Below are 17,257 nucleotides of genomic sequence, written 5' to 3' on the forward strand. Positions count from 1 at the left end.
TGCCTGGCGGCTTTAGCGCGGTGGTCCCACCTGACCCCATGCCGAACTCAGAAGTGAAACGCCGTAGCGCCGATGGTAGTGTGGGGTCTCCCCATGTGAGAGTAGGGAACTGCCAGGCATCAATCAAGAAGAACCCCGTACCGTAAGGTGCGGGGTTTTTTGCTTTTATTTTTCCTCTCTCTCCCTGAAACTTTCTCACCTTCAACTTGCAGACTCGACATTCCGATAGTTTCTGGGTATCGTTAGCTATCTGGATGTCTAAACGTTTATACGTATGCTGTGAGGATATTAAGTTATGCCGATTCGGGTGCAGGACGAGCTACCAGCCGTCAATTTCTTGCGTGAAGAAAACGTCTTCGTGATGACGGCTTCGCGTGCGACAGGTCAGGAAATTCGCCCGCTGAAGGTGCTTATTCTCAATCTGATGCCAAAAAAGATCGAAACAGAAAACCAGTTCCTGCGTCTTCTGTCGAACTCCCCGCTGCAGGTCGATATTCAGCTGCTGCGTATTGATGCCCGTGAGTCACGTAACACGCCCTCTGAGCATCTGAATAACTTCTACTGTAACTTCGAAGATATTCAGGGGGAAAACTTCGACGGACTGATTGTAACCGGCGCGCCGCTTGGCCTGGTGGAATTTAACGATGTCGCCTACTGGCCGCAGATCAAACAGGTGCTGGAGTGGGCAAAAGATCACGTCACGTCTACGCTGTTTGTCTGTTGGGCCGTACAGGCTGCACTCAACATTCTCTACGGTATTCCCAAACAGACCCGCACTGAAAAGCTCTCCGGCGTATACGAACACCACATTCTTCATCCACACGCGCTGTTGACGCGCGGGTTTGACGACTCCTTCCTGGCCCCGCATTCTCGCTACGCCGATTTCCCGGCCCAGCTGATTCGTGACTACACCGATCTGGAGATCCTGGCCGAAACGGAAGATGGAGATGCTTATCTGTTTGCCAGCAAGGATAAACGGATTGCATTCGTGACCGGGCATCCTGAGTACGATCCGCATACCCTTGCGTCAGAGTATTTCCGTGATGTCGAAGCGGGTCTTAATCCGGATGTACCGTACAACTATTTCCCGAAAGACGACCCGCAAAACAAACCGAGAGCGACCTGGCGCAGTCACGGGAATTTGCTTTTTACCAACTGGCTCAACTATTACGTCTATCAGATAACGCCATACGATCTGCGTCACATGAATCCGACGCTGGAGTAATCTTCTGCACTAAACGATCCTAAAGCGTTTCAGCTATTCAAATCAGGCACCTTCGGGTGCCTTTTTTATTTCCGAAATATCACTCACCGTTCGATCCAACTTTAATCCCAATGAAATCAATAAATTAATTGCGATAAACAATTAAAATGGAAATTGTTTTTGATTTTAGAAAAAATATAGATAGTCTTAATTCTGCTGAGCGAAAACTACCCAACGATCTTTCGTTCGCATCGGGGGCGTGATTTTGGATCTTTGATGAGGAGCAGATTAATGACTCAACAGGCAACGACGGTCGATGAACTGGCCTTTACCCAGCCGTATGGCGAGCAAGAACAGCAAGTGTTGACGGCGGAAGCGGTAGAATTTCTGACTGAACTGGTGACCCGCTTTACGCCACAGCGTAATAAGCTGCTGGCGGCACGCATTCATCAGCAGCAGGAAATTGACGATGGCAAGTTGCCTGGCTTCATTTCGGAAACCGCTTCCATTCGCCGCGGTGAGTGGAAAATCCGCGGCATCCCTGAAGATTTACAGGATCGTCGCGTTGAGATCACCGGTCCGGTAGAGCGCAAAATGGTGATCAACGCCATGAACGCCAACGTTAAAGTCTTTATGGCCGATTTTGAAGACTCGCTGGCACCAGACTGGAACAAAGTTATCGACGGGCAGATCAACCTGCGCGACGCCGTGAACGGCACCATCAGCTATACCAACGAAGCCGGGAAAATCTACCAGCTCAAACCGAACCCGGCGGTGCTGATCTGTCGCGTACGCGGTCTGCACCTGCCTGAAAAACATGTCACATGGCGTGGGGAAGCCATTCCGGGCAGCCTGTTTGATTTCGCACTCTATTTCTTCCACAACTACAAGAACCTGCTGGCAAAAGGTAGCGGTCCCTATTTCTACCTGCCAAAAACGCAGGCCTGGCAGGAAGCGGCCTGGTGGAGTGAAGTATTCAGCTACGCGGAAGATCGTTTCAACCTGCCGCGCGGCACCATCAAGGCCACGCTGCTGATTGAAACGCTGCCAGCCGTGTTCCAGATGAATGAAATTCTGCACGCCCTGCGCGACCACATTGTCGGCCTGAACTGTGGACGCTGGGACTATATCTTCAGCTACATCAAAACTCTCAAAAATTATCCCGATCGCGTGCTGCCGGATCGTCAGGTTGTGACCATGGATAAACCGTTCCTGAGCGCCTACTCGCGTCTGCTGATCAAAACCTGCCATAAGCGCGGCGCCTTTGCGATGGGCGGCATGGCGGCTTTTATCCCGAGCAAAGACGCGGAGCGCAATAATCAGGTGCTCAACAAGGTGAAAGCCGATAAAGAGCTTGAAGCCCGTAACGGTCACGACGGCACGTGGATTGCACATCCGGGTCTGGCCGATACGGCGATGGAGGTCTTCAACCGCGTGCTCGGCGATAACAAAAACCAGCTGTTTGTCACGCGCGAAGAAGATGCCCCAACGGCTGAAGAACAGCTGCTGGCTCCGTGTGCGGGCGAGCGGACGGAAGAGGGCATGCGTGCCAATATCCGCGTCGCGGTCCAGTACATCGAGGCGTGGATCTCCGGAAACGGCTGCGTGCCTATCTACGGCCTGATGGAAGATGCCGCCACGGCGGAAATCTCTCGTACCTCCATCTGGCAGTGGATCCACCATCAAAAAACGCTCAGCAACGGCAAGCCGGTGACAAAAGCGCTGTTCCGCCAGATGCTGGCCGAAGAGATGCGGGTGATCCAGGACGAGCTGGGTGAACACCGCTTCAGCAGCGGACGTTTTGATGACGCCGCGCGCCTGATGGAGCAAATCACCACATCAGATGACTTAATCGACTTCCTGACCCTGCCGGGCTACCGCTTCCTGGCGTAACTCACCACATAACAATATGGAGCATCTGCACATGAAAACCCGTACCCAACAAATCGAAGAGTTAAAGAAAGAGTGGACACAACCTCGCTGGGAAGGCATCCGCCGTCCTTACAGCGCGGAGGAAGTGGTGAAATTACGCGGCTCGGTCAACCCGGAATGCACGCTGGCACAGAACGGTGCGGCGAAAATGTGGAAGCTGCTGCACGGCGGCTCTAAAAAAGGCTACATCAATAGCCTCGGCGCGCTGACCGGCGGTCAGGCGCTGCAGCAGGCGAAGGCCGGTATTGAAGCTATCTACCTCTCCGGCTGGCAGGTCGCGGCGGACGCCAACCTGGCCTCCAGCATGTACCCGGATCAGTCGCTCTATCCGGCAAACTCCGTGCCGTCGGTGGTGGATCGGATCAACAATACCTTCCGTCGTGCGGATCAGATCCAGTGGGCCGCCGGTATCGAACCTGGCGATCCACGCTTTACTGACTACTTCCTGCCGATCGTCGCGGATGCGGAAGCGGGCTTCGGCGGTGTGCTGAACGCCTTCGAGCTGATGAAATCGATGATTGAGGCCGGTGCAGCGGCCGTTCACTTCGAAGACCAACTGGCGTCAGTGAAAAAATGCGGACACATGGGCGGTAAGGTGCTCGTTCCGACTCAGGAAGCGATTCAGAAGCTGGTTGCCGCGCGTCTGGCTGCTGACGTGCTCGGCGTGCCGACGCTGGTGATTGCCCGTACCGATGCGGACGCGGCGGACCTGATCACCTCTGACTGCGACCCGTACGACAACGAATTCATTACCGGCGAGCGCACCAGCGAAGGCTTCTACCGCACCCATGCCGGCATTGAACAGGCGATCAGCCGCGGCCTGGCGTACGCCCCCTATGCGGACCTGGTCTGGTGTGAAACCTCTACGCCGGATCTGGCGCTGGCAAAACGCTTTGCCGACGCCATTCACGCGAAGTTCCCGGGAAAACTGCTGGCCTACAACTGCTCGCCGTCCTTCAACTGGCAGAAAAAGCTGGATGACAAAACCATCGCCAGCTTCCAGCAGCAGCTGTCCGACATGGGCTACAAATACCAGTTCATCACCCTGGCAGGCATCCACAGCATGTGGTTCAACATGTTCGACCTGGCGCATGCCTATGCGCAGGGCGAGGGCATGAAGCACTACGTTGAGAAGGTGCAGCAGCCGGAGTTTGCCGCGGGTAAAGACGGCTACACCTTCGTGTCTCACCAGCAGGAGGTGGGCACCGGCTACTTTGATAATGTGACCACGATTATTCAGGGCGGCACCTCCTCCGTCACCGCCTTAACGGGTTCAACGGAAGAAGCACAGTTCTAATCTTTTCCCCCTCTCCCCTCCGGGGAGAGGGTTGGGTAAGGGGAATATATGTCGCGTGGCCTGGAATTACTGATTGCCCAAACTATTTTGCAGGGCTTCGATGCCCAGTATGGTCGTTTTCTTGAAGTGACATCCGGCGCGCAGCAGCGCTTCGAACATGCAGACTGGCATGCGGTTCAGCAGGCCATGAAGCAGCGTATCCATCTCTACGACCACCACGTGGGTCTGGTGGTGGAGCAGCTGCGCTGTATTACCGACGGTAAAAGCCCGGACGCGGAATTTTTACTGCGCGTGAAAGAGCATTACACCCATCTGTTACCCGACTACCCTCGCTTCGAGATTGCGGAGAGCTTTTTCAACTCCGTCTATTGCCGGTTATTTGACCACCGCTCGTTATCTCCTGAGCGGTTATTTATTTTTAGCTCCCAGCCGGAGCGACGCTTTCGTTCCATTCCGCGTCCGCTGGCGAAAGACTTCTTTCCCGATCGCGGATGGGAAAAGCTCCTGCACCGCGTATTAACCGATTTGCCGCTGCGCCTGCCCTGGGAGAATAAAGCCCGGGATATCGGCTATATCCACGCGCATCTCAATGAAACCTTCGGCGAGGCGGCGCTTAGCCGTAGCCATTTGCAGGTTGCCAACGAGCTTTTCTACCGTAATAAAGCCGCCTGGCTGGTGGGCAAATTGGTTACGCCGACGGCCATCGTGCCGTTTCTGTTACCGATCCACCGTACCGACAACGGGGAACTGTTTGTCGATACCTGCCTGACTACCAGCGCCGAGGCCAGCATCGTGTTTGGCTTCGCCCGCTCCTATTTCATGGTATACGCCCCGCTGCCTGCCGCCCTTGTGGAGTGGCTGCGCGAGATCCTGCCCGGTAAAACCACCGCCGAGCTGTATATGGCGATTGGCTGCCAGAAGCACGCCAAAACGGAAAGCTACCGGGAATACTTGCGCTACGTCACCACGGCCGATGAGCAGTTTATCGAAGCGCCCGGCATTCGCGGTATGGTGATGCTGGTCTTCACGCTTCCGGGTTTTGACCGGGTCTTTAAGGTGATAAAAGACAGATTCGCGCCGCAGAAAGAGATGAGCGCCGCGCACGTCCGCGCCTGCTATCAGCTGGTTAAAGAGCACGACCGCGTCGGGCGCATGGCGGATACTCAGGAGTTCGAAAACTTTGTGCTGGATAAACAGCAGATCGACCCGGCGCTGATGACGCTTTTGATGCAGGAAGCGCCCGCGAAAATTACCGATCTGGGTGACAAAATTGTGATAAGCCATCTCTACATTGAGCGCCGCATGGTGCCGCTAAATATCTGGCTTGAGCAGTCCGACGGTCAGGCGCTGCGGGATGCCATTGAAGAATACGGCAACGCGATTCGCCAGCTGGCCGCCGCCAATATTTTCCCGGGAGACATGCTGTTTAAAAACTTCGGCGTCACCCGGCACGGGCGGGTAGTGTTCTACGATTACGACGAAATTTGCTACATGACCGAAGTGAACTTCCGCGATATCCCAGCACCACGTTACCCGGAGGATGAGCTCTCCAGCGAGCCGTGGTACAGCGTTTCACCGGGAGATGTGTTTCCTGAAGAGTTTCGCCACTGGCTGTGTGCCGACCCGCGCATCGGCCCGCTATTTGAAGAGATGCATGAGGATCTGTTCCGCGCCAGCTACTGGCGCGGGCTGCAAACGCGGATCAAAAATGGGCACGTGGAAGATGTGTATGCCTACCGCCGCAAGCAGCGGTTTTGCATCCGGTTTTCTCCCTCTCCCTGTGGGAGAGGACTGGGGTGAGGGCATCAGGCCGCACTCAATCTTAACGAATCCCACCGTACGCCAGCGTCACCTCTTTTGCCGCCTTAATCACCAGCGCACCCAACTCGGTCACGCGGTCGTCGGTCATACGTGAGATGGGGCCAGAGATGGAGATCGCGGCGAACGGCTCGCGATGCTCGTCAAAAATGCAGGACGCCAGGCAGCGCAGGCCCAGGGCATGTTCTTCATCATCAAACGAATAGCCGCGCTTGCGGGTTAACGCCAGATCTTCTTTCAGATGCACCGGCGACACCAGCGTGGCGTGGGTGTAGGCGTGCAGACCTTTGCGGTGCAGCAGCCCCGTCACCTGCTCTTCGCTCAGCTGCGAGAGAAACGCTTTCCCTGCGCCGGAGGCGTGCATCGGCAGTTTGCCGCCAATCGGTGCGGACATACGCATCAGCTGCGTACACTGCACCTGATCGATGATAATCGCCTGATGGTCGCTCTGGTCCAGCACCGCCAGGTTCACCGTCTCGCCGGACTCCTCCATCAGCTTGCGCAGAATCGGATGCACAATCGCCAGCAGGTTGCGGCTCTGCAGGAAGCTGCTGCCCACGATAAACGCGTGTGCGCCCACCGCCCAGTGCCCCAGCTCGCCTACCTGGCGGACAAAGCCCAACTGCTGCATAGTGGTCAGCAGGCGGTGCGTGGTGGAGTTCGGCAGGCCAGCCTGCTGGGCCAGCTCCGTCAGTGCTACGCTGCCGTGCGACTCGGCTATCCATTCCAGCAGCTTCAAACCGCGCGTGAGCGACTGAACCTGTCCGCCAGGTTGTGCGGCAGTGGTGGCGGCAGGTTTTCTGCCGCGTTTAGCGGGAACGGTCGCGACCATGACGATCTCCTTTTTCTGTATCGTGGAAATCATTTTCGTTTTATTTGGTGGATTTGCAACCGCTTTCCTGACTGATCGGAGGAGTGATGGTGAACATGTCTCATGTTACCGCAGTGTGACTTTTCCACCCTGCGAGATTGTGCCAGTATGGAACGCAGCCTTTTGGCCTAGTTGAGCGTTGTCGGGAGCAAGTGTGAGCAGCAAAGTAGAGCAACTGCGTGCGCAGTTAAATGAACGAATTCTGGTGCTGGACGGCGGCATGGGCACCATGATCCAGGGCTATCGTCTGAGTGAAGACGATTTCCGCGGCGAGCGCTTTGCCGACTGGCCCTGCGACCTCAAAGGGAACAACGACCTGCTGGTGCTCAGCAAGCCGTCCGTGATTAAGGATATCCACAACGCCTACTTCGAAGCGGGTGCGGATATCGTTGAAACCAACACCTTTAACTCGACAACCATCGCCATGGCGGATTACCAGATGGAATCCCTGTCGGCGGAGATCAACTTTGAAGCCGCGAAGCTAGCGCGCGCCTGCGCCGACGAGTGGACGGCCCGCACGCCGGATAAGCCGCGCTACGTTGCCGGGGTGCTGGGCCCGACGAACCGCACCGCGTCGATTTCACCGGACGTCAATGACCCGGCGTTTCGTAATATCACCTTTGACCAGTTGGTTGCCGCCTACCGAGAATCGACCAAAGCGCTGGTGGAAGGTGGTTCCGACCTGATCCTGATTGAAACCGTATTCGACACCCTCAACGCCAAGGCCGCGATTTACGCGGTGAAAGAGGAGTTCGAGGCGCTGGGCGTTGACCTGCCGATCATGATTTCCGGCACCATCACCGACGCCTCCGGCCGTACCCTGTCCGGCCAGACAACCGAAGCGTTTTATAACTCCCTGCGTCACGCCGAAGCGCTCTCCTTCGGCCTGAACTGCGCGCTGGGGCCGGACGAACTGCGCCAGTACGTGCAGGAGCTTTCGCGCATCGCGGAATGCTACGTCACCGCCCACCCGAACGCTGGTCTTCCGAATGCATTCGGTGAATACGATCTGGATGCCGACACTATGGCGGCGCAAATCCGCGAGTGGGCCGAGTCTGGCTTCCTGAATATCGTCGGCGGCTGCTGCGGCACCACGCCGGAGCACATCGCCGCCATGAGCCATGCGGTAGCGGGTCTTCCGCCGCGCAAGCTGCCCGAGCTTCCGGTTGCCTGTCGCCTGTCCGGCCTTGAGCCGTTGACCATCGGCGACGACAGCCTGTTTGTGAACGTGGGTGAACGTACTAACGTCACCGGGTCTGCAAAGTTCAAGCGTCTGATCAAAGAAGAGAAGTACAGCGAGGCGCTGGACGTTGCCCGCCAGCAGGTGGAAAGCGGCGCACAGATTATCGATATCAACATGGACGAGGGGATGCTCGACGCCGAAGCGGCGATGGTGCGTTTCCTCAACCTGATCGCCGGTGAGCCGGACATCGCCCGCGTGCCGATCATGATCGACTCCTCCAAGTGGGAAGTCATCGAAAAAGGGCTGAAGTGCATTCAGGGTAAAGGCATCGTCAACTCTATCTCGATGAAAGAAGGCGTTGATATCTTTATCCACCACGCGAAGATGGTCCGCCGCTACGGTGCCGCCGTGGTAGTGATGGCCTTCGACGAAGTGGGCCAGGCGGATACCCGCGAGCGCAAAATCGAGATTTGCCGCCGCGCGTACAAGATTTTGACCGAAGAGGTGGGCTTCCCGCCGGAAGACATCATCTTTGACCCGAACATCTTCGCCGTCGCGACCGGGATTGAAGAGCACAATAACTACGCCCAGGACTTTATCGGGGCGTGTGAAGATATTAAACGCGAGCTGCCGCATGCGCTGATCTCCGGCGGCGTGTCGAACGTGTCGTTCTCCTTCCGCGGCAACGATCCGGTGCGAGAAGCGATCCACGCCGTGTTCCTCTATTACGCCATCCGCAACGGGATGGACATGGGGATCGTCAACGCCGGACAGCTGGCGATTTATGACGACCTCCCTGCCGAGCTGCGCGACGCCGTCGAGGACGTGATCCTTAACCGCCGCGACGACGCGACCGAGCGGTTGCTGGATTTGGCCGAAAAATACCGTGGCAGCAAGTCGGATGACGCAGCCAACGTTCAGCAGGCCGAATGGCGCTCCTGGGACGTGAAAAAGCGTCTGGAATACTCGCTGGTGAAAGGGATTACCGAGTTCATTGAGCAGGATACCGAGGAAGCGCGTCAGCAGGCAGCCCGTCCGATTGAAGTGATTGAAGGCCCGCTGATGGACGGCATGAACGTGGTCGGCGATCTGTTCGGCGAGGGCAAAATGTTCCTGCCGCAGGTGGTGAAATCCGCCCGCGTCATGAAGCAGGCCGTCGCCTATCTGGAACCGTTTATCGAAGCCAGCAAAGAGAAAGGCTCCAGCAACGGTAAAATGGTTATCGCCACCGTGAAGGGCGACGTGCACGACATCGGCAAAAATATCGTCGGCGTGGTGCTGCAGTGTAATAACTACGAAATTATCGACCTTGGCGTGATGGTCCCGGCGGATAAAATTCTCAAGACCGCGCGCGAAGTGAACGCCGACCTGATTGGTCTCTCCGGGCTGATCACCCCGTCGCTGGACGAGATGGTCAACGTGGCTAAGGAGATGGAGCGTCAGGGCTTCACCATTCCGTTATTGATTGGCGGGGCGACCACCTCGAAAGCGCACACGGCGGTGAAAATCGAGCAGAACTACAGCGGCCCGACGGTCTACGTGCAGAACGCCTCGCGCACGGTGGGCGTGGTCTCCGCGCTGCTCTCCGACGCCCAGCGCGACGACTTTGTGGCGCGCACCCGCAAAGAGTACGAAACCGTCCGCATCCAGCACGGACGTAAGAAACCGCGCACCCCGCCTGTTTCACTTCAGGCGGCGCGCGATAACGATCTGGCCTTTGACTGGTCCAGCTATACGCCACCGGTCGCGCACCGTCTGGGTGTGCAGGACGTGACGGCCAGCATCGAAACGCTGCGTAACTACATCGACTGGACGCCGTTCTTTATGACCTGGTCGTTGGCGGGCAAATATCCGCGCATCCTGGAAGATGAGGTGGTAGGCGAGGAGGCGAAGCGCCTGTTTAAAGATGCCAACGACATGCTCGACACGCTGAGCGCAGAGAAAACCCTCAACCCGCGCGGCGTGGTGGGCCTGTTCCCGGCGAACCGCGTGGGCGATGACGTGGAAATCTACCGCGATGAAACCCGCACCCACGTGCTGGCGGTCAGCCGCCATCTGCGCCAGCAAACCGAAAAAGTGGGCTTTGCCAACTACTGCCTGGCCGATTTCGTCGCGCCGAAGCTGAGCGGGAAAGCCGACTATATCGGTGCGTTTGCGGTAACCGGCGGGCTGGAAGAAGACGCTCTGGCGGACGCGTTCGAAGCGCAGCACGATGATTACAATAAAATCATGGTGAAAGCGATTGCCGATCGCCTGGCGGAAGCGTTCGCCGAGTACCTCCACGAGCGCGTGCGCAAGGTGCACTGGGGCTATGCGGCGAATGAGAACCTCAGCAACGAGGAGCTGATCCGCGAAAACTACCAGGGCATTCGCCCTGCGCCGGGCTATCCGGCCTGCCCGGAGCACACCGAAAAAGGCACCATCTGGAAACTGCTGGACGTAGAAGCCCATACCGGCATGAAGCTCACCGAGTCGTTCGCCATGTGGCCGGGCGCGTCCGTGTCCGGCTGGTACTTTAGCCATCCGGACAGCAAGTACTTCGCCGTGGCGCAACTGCAGCGGGATCAGATCGAAGATTACGCCCTGCGCAAAGGCATGAGCGTGTCAGACGTCGAGCGCTGGCTGGCGCCGAATCTGGGCTACGACGCGGACTAACGTCACTTTTCCTTACAACAAACAGGGCACCTCAACGGTGCCCTGTCTCTTTCTTACGTTTAAACCCTTATACTTAATCATAAAATCTATAACGATAAGGAGAACCCACTTCCGTGCTGACGTTGTTACATTTGCTTTCGGCAGTCGCACTGCTCGTATGGGGCACCCATATTGTCCGCACCGGCGTGATGCGCGTGTTTGGCGCGCGCTTACGTACCGTTCTCAGCGGCAGCGTTGAGAAGAAGCCGCTCGCCTTCTGCGCGGGTATCGGCGTGACGGCGCTGGTGCAAAGCAGCAATGCCACCACTATGCTCGTCACCTCGTTCGTGGCGCAGGATCTGGTCGCGCTCGCCCCGGCGCTGGTGATCGTGCTGGGCGCTGACGTCGGCACCGCGCTGATGGCGCGTATCCTGACCTTTGACCTCTCGTGGCTGTCGCCGCTGCTGATTTTTATTGGCGTCATTTTCTTCCTTGGCCGCAAGCAGACGCGTGCCGGGCAGCTCGGACGCGTCGGCATTGGCCTCGGCCTCATCCTGCTGGCGCTGGAGCTGATCGTGCAGGCGGTGACGCCTATCACCCAGGCGAACGGCGTGCAGGTGATCTTCGCCTCGCTGACAGGTGACATCATGCTGGATGCGCTGATCGGGGCAGTGTTTGCCATCATCAGCTACTCCAGCCTGGCAGCCGTGCTGCTGACGGCCACGCTCACCGCAGCAGGCGCGATCTCCTTCCCGGTAGCGCTGTGTCTGGTGATAGGCGCTAACCTCGGCTCTGGCCTGCTGGCAATGCTCAACAACAGCGCCGCCAATGCCGCTGCACGTCGCGTGGCGCTCGGGAGCCTGCTGTTTAAGCTGGTGGGCAGCCTGATGATTCTGCCGTTTGTACACCCGCTGGCGAACCTGATGGACAACCTCCCCCTGCCGAAAGCGGAGCTGGTGATCTACTTCCACGTGTTCTATAACCTGGTGCGCTGTCTGGCGATGGTGCCGTTTGCCGCGCCGATGGCCCGCTTCTGCGAGCGGCTTATCAGCGACGAACCGGAGCTGGACGCGCGCCTTAAGCCGAAGCATCTGGATACTTCCGTGCTGGATACCCCCGCGCTGGCTATCGCTAACGCCGCCCGCGAAACGCTGCGCATGGGCGATGCAATGGAAACCATGCTTGAAGGGCTGCAGAAGGTGATGCACGGCGAGCCGCGCGAGGAAAAAGAGCTGCGCAGGCTGGCGGACGACATCAACGTGCTGTATACCGCCATCAAGCTCTATCTGGCGCGTATCCCGCAGGACGAGCTGGCGGAGGAGGAATCCCGCCGGTGGGCGGAAATCATCGAGATGTCGCTCAACCTCGAGCAGGCCTCGGATATCGTCGAACGTATGGGCAGCGAAATCGCCGATAAATCGCTGGCCGCGCGTCGGGCGTTCTCCGTTGAAGGGCTGAAGGAGCTGGAAGCGCTCCACGAACAACTGGTGAGCAACCTCAAGCTGGCGATGTCGGTCTTCTTCTCCAGCGACGTACCGAGCGCTCGCCGCCTGCGCCGCAACAAGCATCGTTTCCGCATCCTCAACCGCCGCTATTCGCACGCCCACGTTGAGCGTCTGCACCAGCAGAACGTGCAGAGTATCGAAACCAGTTCGCTGCATCTGGGGCTGCTCGGGGATATGAAGCGTCTCAACTCGTTGTTCTGCGCGGTGGCGTACAGCGTGATGGAGCAGCCGGATGAAGACGACGAGCGGGATGAGTATTAATCTCCGGCATGTTTGATTGTTAGCCCAAGACCCAATGCTTTCATGACCGCCAGAGTGGTTTTAAGCGTTGGGTTTCCTTTCTCACTGAACGATCGATACAGTTGTTCTCGTGATAGACCCGTTTGCTGTGAAATAGTCGACATTCCTTTCGCGCGCGCGATGACGCCCAGCGCTTTAGCAATATACGCTGAGTCGCCAGTTTCTAATGCATCAGCCATAAATACGGCGATTTCCTCGTCATCCACCAGCGCGTTTGCTGGATCGTAGGATGTTAATTTATGCATGCTCATTCACTCCTGCCATTGGGATACATTGCTCAGCATTTTTGCCACATGTATGTCTCTGGCCTGGCTGCTTTTGTCACCACCACATAACAGCACGATGATGCAATTGCCCTGGTCTTTAAAATAAATTCTGTAGCCTGGACCATAGTGGATCCTCAGCTCACTTATACCTTCCCCAACGGGTTTAATGTCGCCCGCTAAACCATTTGCCAACCGAAAGAGGCGGGAAGCGATAATGGTCTTCGCTCGCCGATCTTTTAAGTTTTGCTCCCAGCGTTGGAAGGATTCTGTCTGAACAATCTCCTTCATATTACTCCCTGTAATTTATAAACTACAAATTAATTGTTTCTGGAGAGTAAAACTAAAAGGAGTTAGCACAAGGATAAATGGCCTGACGCTAAATCCTGAAAGCGTCTCGCAAACTAAAAAACCCGCTTCAGTTACCTTCAGCTAATCTTTTTTTTCGGCCCAAACCTAAGGTATATTTCGCCCTTCACAGGAGAAACTATGCTGCCAACTCAATCAACCCGATTAAACAAATACATTAGCGAGAGCGGGATCTGCTCACGTCGCGAGGCTGACCGTTACATTGAACAAGGTAACGTGTTTCTTAACGGCAAACGCGCCACCATCGGCGACCAGGTGGTCCCTGGCGATGTGGTTAAAGTTAATGGTCAGCTCATCGAACCGCGTGATGCAGAAGACCTGGTGTTTATCGCGTTGAACAAACCGGTTGGGATTGTCAGCACCACGGAAGACGGCGAGCGGGACAACATCGTTGATTTCGTGAACCACAGCAGCCGCATCTTCCCGATTGGCCGTCTGGATAAAGACTCTCAGGGGCTGATTTTCCTCACCAACCACGGCGATCTGGTCAACAAAATCCTGCGTGCCGGTAACGACCACGAGAAAGAGTACATTGTGACGGTAAATAAGCCGGTCACGGACGAATTTATTCGCGGCATGGGCGCCGGTGTGCCGATCCTCGGTACCGTCACGAAGAAGTGTAAGGTTAAGAAAGAAGCACCGTTCGCGTTCCGCATTACCCTGGTGCAGGGCCTGAACCGCCAGATCCGCCGCATGTGCGAGTACTTCGGCTATGAAGTGACGAAGCTGGAACGCACGCGCATCATGAACGTCAGCCTGTCCGGTATTCCGCTGGGCGAGTGGCGTGACTTAACAGATGACGAGCTGATTGAGTTGTTCAAGCTTATCGAGAACTCCTCGTCCGAGGCGAAGCCGAAAGCTAAAGCAAAACCGAAAACGCAGGCGATTAAGCGCCCGGTGGTGAAGGCGCCGCAGGCGGAAGAGAAAGGGCGAGGCAAGCCGGGCAACGGAAAACGCTTTACCCAGCCGGGGCGTAAAAAGAAAGGGCGCTGATTAGCGCCTGCCACGGGTTGATGTATTGGCGGACCAGGAAAAGGTCGCCTCTGCATCCGGCTTATAAGCCTGCTCTTTTTTCAGCTTGCGGGCTTTTTTGGCCGCAGCCTCACGCTGCGCCATCAGCTTATCGATGTACTCTTTTTTCACCTGATTGGTTTCGGCGTTCGTCAGCGTGCGGCCATGCGCGATGCGGGCGCGGTCGAGAAGCGTTTTAAGTTCACGCTGCTCCGCTTCCGTCATGTCTTTCTGGGTCAAACGTGGTGTAGCCATTGCTGAAGCCTCCTGATAGAGAGGCTTCAGTGTAAAGCAAGCAGCGTAAATTAACCCTGCTTCACCGCATCTTTTTTCGTTTGCTCATCAATCGGTTTGCCGGACCAGTAGCCCGCCAGCAGCGAGCCGGAGAGATTATGCCAGACGGAGAACAGCGCGCCCGGGAGGGCCGCCAGCGGCGAGAAGTAAATTTTACCCAGCGCCGCCGCCAGGCCGGAGTTCTGCATGCCCACCTCGATTGCCAGCGTGCGGCAGGTGGATTCGTCAAAGCCAAACAGCTTCCCGCCCCAGTAGCCGCCCAGCAGGCCAATCGTGTTATGCAGCACCACGGCGACGATCACCACAAAGCCTACGGAAGCAATGTGCGATGCGGAACCCGCCACCACGGCGCTAATGATCGCCAGAATGCAGACCATCGAAAACGCGGGCAGGTACGGCTCAACGGCCTTCACCACGCGCGGGAAAAGATGGTGAATGACCAGCCCCAGCGCAATCGGGATTACTACTATCTGCAAAATGCTGAGCAGCATGCCCATCACGTCCACCTGAATATGCGCATCCACGTACAGGCGGGTTAACAGCGGCGTGGCAATCACGCCCACCAGCGTGGAAACGGAAGAGATGGTAACGGAGAGCGCCACATCACCTTTCGCAAGATAGATCATCACGTTAGATGCCGTACCGCTGGCGACGCTGCCCACCAGCACCATCCCGGCGGAGAGATCGGGCGGCATCTTAAAGGCCATCGCCAGCAGCCAGGCCGCGAGCGGCATCACCAGGTAGTGCAGGAAGATCCCTGCGGCCACCGGCGCCGGGCGCGACAGCACGCGTTTAAAATCATCGATTTTCAGGTGCACGCCCATGCCGAACATAATCAGCATCAGCAGCGTGGTGACCCACGGGCCAATGCCGGTGAACGTGGTGGGCGTGTAATAAGCGAGTACCGAGAGCAGCAGCGCCCATAGCGGGAACAGCCGGGTGATAGCGGATAACATAGTGAATTCCTTGCAGTATTGTCGTGTTGTTTAGTTATAAAAAAGCCGGGTCTGTGCCCGGCTTATAGGTATTGTTTATCGTGCTAACGAATTTTATTCAAACAAATTCTGATGAAGTTTCTGCACCACCTGCTCGGCCTGATCGGCAGGGACCAGGAAGCAGAGGTTGTAGCTGGAGGCACCGTAGCAGATCATACGGATGTTGAACGGGTCGAGCACGCCGAACACCTCTTTGCCCACGCCGCAGGCGCGCGACAGCTTGTTACCGATGATGGCCACCAGCGCCAGGTCTTCTTCCACCTCCACGCGGCACAGTTCAGACAGCTCAATCAGCAGCGACTGCGTCAGCAGGGTGTCGCCGGTCGAGGTGGAGCCAGTGGTGTCCAGCGTCAGCGCAATGCTCACTTCGGAGGTGGTAATCAAATCTACAGAGATGTTATGGCGCGCCAGAATGCCAAACACTTCCGCCAGGAAACCGCGGGAGTGGAGCATATTGTGGCTGTGGAGCGTCACCAGCGTCTGGCGACGGCGCAGGGCCAGGGCGCGGAATAGCGGCGGGTTCTCGGTTTTCTTGCAGACCAGCGTCCCGCCCGCTTTTGGATCTTTACTGGAGCCAACGAAGACCGGAATATCGCTGCGCACGGCGGGCAGCAGCGTTGCCGGATGCAGCACTTTCGCGCCGAAGGTGGCCATTTCCGCCGCTTCTTCAAAGGCGATCACATCAATACGTTTCGCCGCGGAAACGACGCGCGGATCGGTGGTGTAAATACCCGGCACGTCAGTCCAGATATCCACGCGCGTTGCATGCAGGGCCTCGCCCAGCAGCGCGGCGGTGTAGTCGCTGCCGCCACGGCCAAGCGTTGTCGTGCGTCCTTTCGCTTCGCTGCCGATAAAGCCCTGGGTGATCACCATGCCTTCTGCCAGGCGCGGAGCCAGCTGCTGGTTGGTGAGCTCGGCCAACATCTCAACGTCCGGTTCGGCACGGCCAAAGCGATCGCTGGTACGCATCACTTTACGCACGTCAAACCACTGCGCCTGAACGTTACGCTCACGCATGATTTCAACGAACAGCAGGGTAGACATCAATTCACCGTGGCTGACCAGTTCATCGGTCAGGGCGGTAGAGGTGGCCAGAGACGCCGCTTCTGCCAGGGTGGTGATATTTTCCAGCAGGCGTTCCACTTCTTCGCGGATCACGTTTGGATTCTGCAGACGTTCAAGGATGTCGAACTGAATTTTGCGCAGTGCATCCAGCTTTACGAAACGTTCTGTCGCTTCCAGTCCTTCAGACAGAGAAACCAGCAGGTTCGTCACGCCGGCAGATGCAGAGAGCACCACCAGGCGGGTATTCGGATCGGCCAGCACCACATCGGCGCTGCGGTTCATGGCATCGTAATCGGCCACACTGGTGCCGCCAAACTTGGCGACCACAAAACTCGTCATAACAACCTCGTGTCAGGGAATGAATAAGCGACCTTGGCACAAGAGTGAAACGAAAACAGGTGCAGGCGCAAAATACGGCCCTATAAATAAAATGTGGGGGAGGTCCTGTCAATGCTGGGATTATGCGGATTTTTTATGGGGGGGTACCCCTGAGAAACAGGACTTATAACAGGGCCA

General features: G+C 56.9%; 13 protein-coding genes and 1 rRNA gene. 8 read left to right on the forward strand and 6 right to left on the reverse strand.

What is annotated here, in order from left to right; all coding sequences use genetic code 11:
* Positions 1 to 2: 2 nt before the first annotated feature.
* The 5 genes from rrf (at position 3) to aceK (ending at position 6,233) form a co-directional block, all read left to right on the forward strand.
* Positions 3 to 118, forward strand: a 5S ribosomal RNA gene (gene rrf, locus HBM95_01290).
* A 177-nt stretch (positions 119 to 295) separates the two neighbouring features.
* Complete coding sequence (gene metA / locus HBM95_01295; protein NIH41582.1) at positions 296 to 1,225, forward strand: homoserine O-succinyltransferase; 930 nt, start codon at positions 296 to 298, stop codon at positions 1,223 to 1,225.
* A 270-nt stretch (positions 1,226 to 1,495) separates the two neighbouring features.
* A complete protein-coding gene (gene aceB, locus HBM95_01300) occupies positions 1,496 to 3,097 on the forward strand; it encodes a malate synthase A (protein ID NIH41583.1) in 1,602 nt (533 codons plus the stop codon).
* A 31-nt stretch (positions 3,098 to 3,128) separates the two neighbouring features.
* Positions 3,129 to 4,433 carry an isocitrate lyase gene (aceA, locus tag HBM95_01305; GenBank protein ID NIH41584.1) on the forward strand — a complete coding sequence of 435 codons (1,305 nt, stop codon included), beginning with the start codon at positions 3,129 to 3,131 and terminating at the stop codon, positions 4,431 to 4,433.
* A gap of 48 nt (positions 4,434 to 4,481) precedes the next feature.
* Positions 4,482 to 6,233, forward strand: coding sequence for a bifunctional isocitrate dehydrogenase kinase/phosphatase (gene aceK, locus HBM95_01310; protein ID NIH41585.1), 1,752 nt, complete (start codon positions 4,482 to 4,484; stop codon positions 6,231 to 6,233).
* Positions 6,234 to 6,255: 22 nt separating this feature from the next.
* On the opposite strand, the gene iclR is transcribed toward aceK, so the two are convergent.
* The gene (gene iclR, locus HBM95_01315) at positions 6,256 to 7,083 is read right to left on the reverse strand and encodes a glyoxylate bypass operon transcriptional repressor IclR (protein NIH41586.1); all 828 of its coding nucleotides are present in this window, start codon (positions 7,081 to 7,083) and stop codon (positions 6,256 to 6,258) included.
* 193 nt (positions 7,084 to 7,276) lie between these two features.
* Between iclR and metH the strand changes: the two genes are divergently transcribed.
* Entirely contained in the window at positions 7,277 to 10,960 is a 3,684-nt protein-coding gene (gene metH / locus HBM95_01320; GenBank protein NIH41587.1) for a methionine synthase, read from the forward strand.
* Positions 10,961 to 11,073: 113 nt separating this feature from the next.
* Positions 11,074 to 12,705 carry a Na/Pi cotransporter family protein gene (locus HBM95_01325; GenBank protein NIH41588.1) on the forward strand — a complete coding sequence of 544 codons (1,632 nt, stop codon included), beginning with the start codon at positions 11,074 to 11,076 and terminating at the stop codon, positions 12,703 to 12,705.
* Here HBM95_01325 and HBM95_01330 read toward each other — a convergent pair.
* Together HBM95_01330 and HBM95_01335 are read right to left on the reverse strand one after the other, a co-directional pair.
* On the reverse strand, positions 12,702 to 12,989 hold the full coding sequence (locus HBM95_01330) for a putative addiction module antidote protein (GenBank protein ID NIH41589.1): 288 nt from the start codon (positions 12,987 to 12,989) through the stop codon (positions 12,702 to 12,704). The genes HBM95_01325 and HBM95_01330 overlap by 4 nt on opposite strands.
* A 6-nt stretch (positions 12,990 to 12,995) precedes the next feature.
* Complete coding sequence (locus tag HBM95_01335) at positions 12,996 to 13,298, reverse strand: type II toxin-antitoxin system RelE/ParE family toxin (GenBank protein NIH41590.1); 303 nt, start codon at positions 13,296 to 13,298, stop codon at positions 12,996 to 12,998.
* Between the two features lie 198 nt (positions 13,299 to 13,496).
* On the opposite strand from HBM95_01335, the gene rluF reads away from it, so the two are divergent.
* Positions 13,497 to 14,369 (forward strand): 23S rRNA pseudouridine(2604) synthase RluF, encoded by an 873-nt coding sequence (gene rluF, locus HBM95_01340; GenBank protein ID NIH41591.1) that lies wholly within the window; start codon positions 13,497 to 13,499, stop codon positions 14,367 to 14,369.
* On the opposite strand, the gene HBM95_01345 is transcribed toward rluF, so the two are convergent.
* The 3 genes from HBM95_01345 to lysC all read right to left on the reverse strand — a co-directional run bounded on the left by HBM95_01345 (position 14,370) and on the right by lysC (position 17,080).
* A complete protein-coding gene (locus HBM95_01345; GenBank protein ID NIH41592.1) occupies positions 14,370 to 14,642 on the reverse strand; it encodes a DUF3811 domain-containing protein in 273 nt (90 codons plus the stop codon).
* Positions 14,643 to 14,692: 50 nt separating this feature from the next.
* Positions 14,693 to 15,637, reverse strand: coding sequence for a ketopantoate/pantoate/pantothenate transporter PanS (gene panS, locus HBM95_01350; GenBank protein NIH41593.1), 945 nt, complete (start codon positions 15,635 to 15,637; stop codon positions 14,693 to 14,695).
* Positions 15,638 to 15,730: 93 nt separating this feature from the next.
* Positions 15,731 to 17,080 (reverse strand): lysine-sensitive aspartokinase 3, encoded by a 1,350-nt coding sequence (lysC, locus tag HBM95_01355; protein NIH41594.1) that lies wholly within the window; start codon positions 17,078 to 17,080, stop codon positions 15,731 to 15,733.
* Positions 17,081 to 17,257: the final 177 nt, after the last annotated feature.

This window comes from Enterobacter asburiae (assembly GCA_011754535.1).
Lineage (GTDB): Bacteria > Pseudomonadota > Gammaproteobacteria > Enterobacterales > Enterobacteriaceae > Enterobacter > Enterobacter cloacae_N.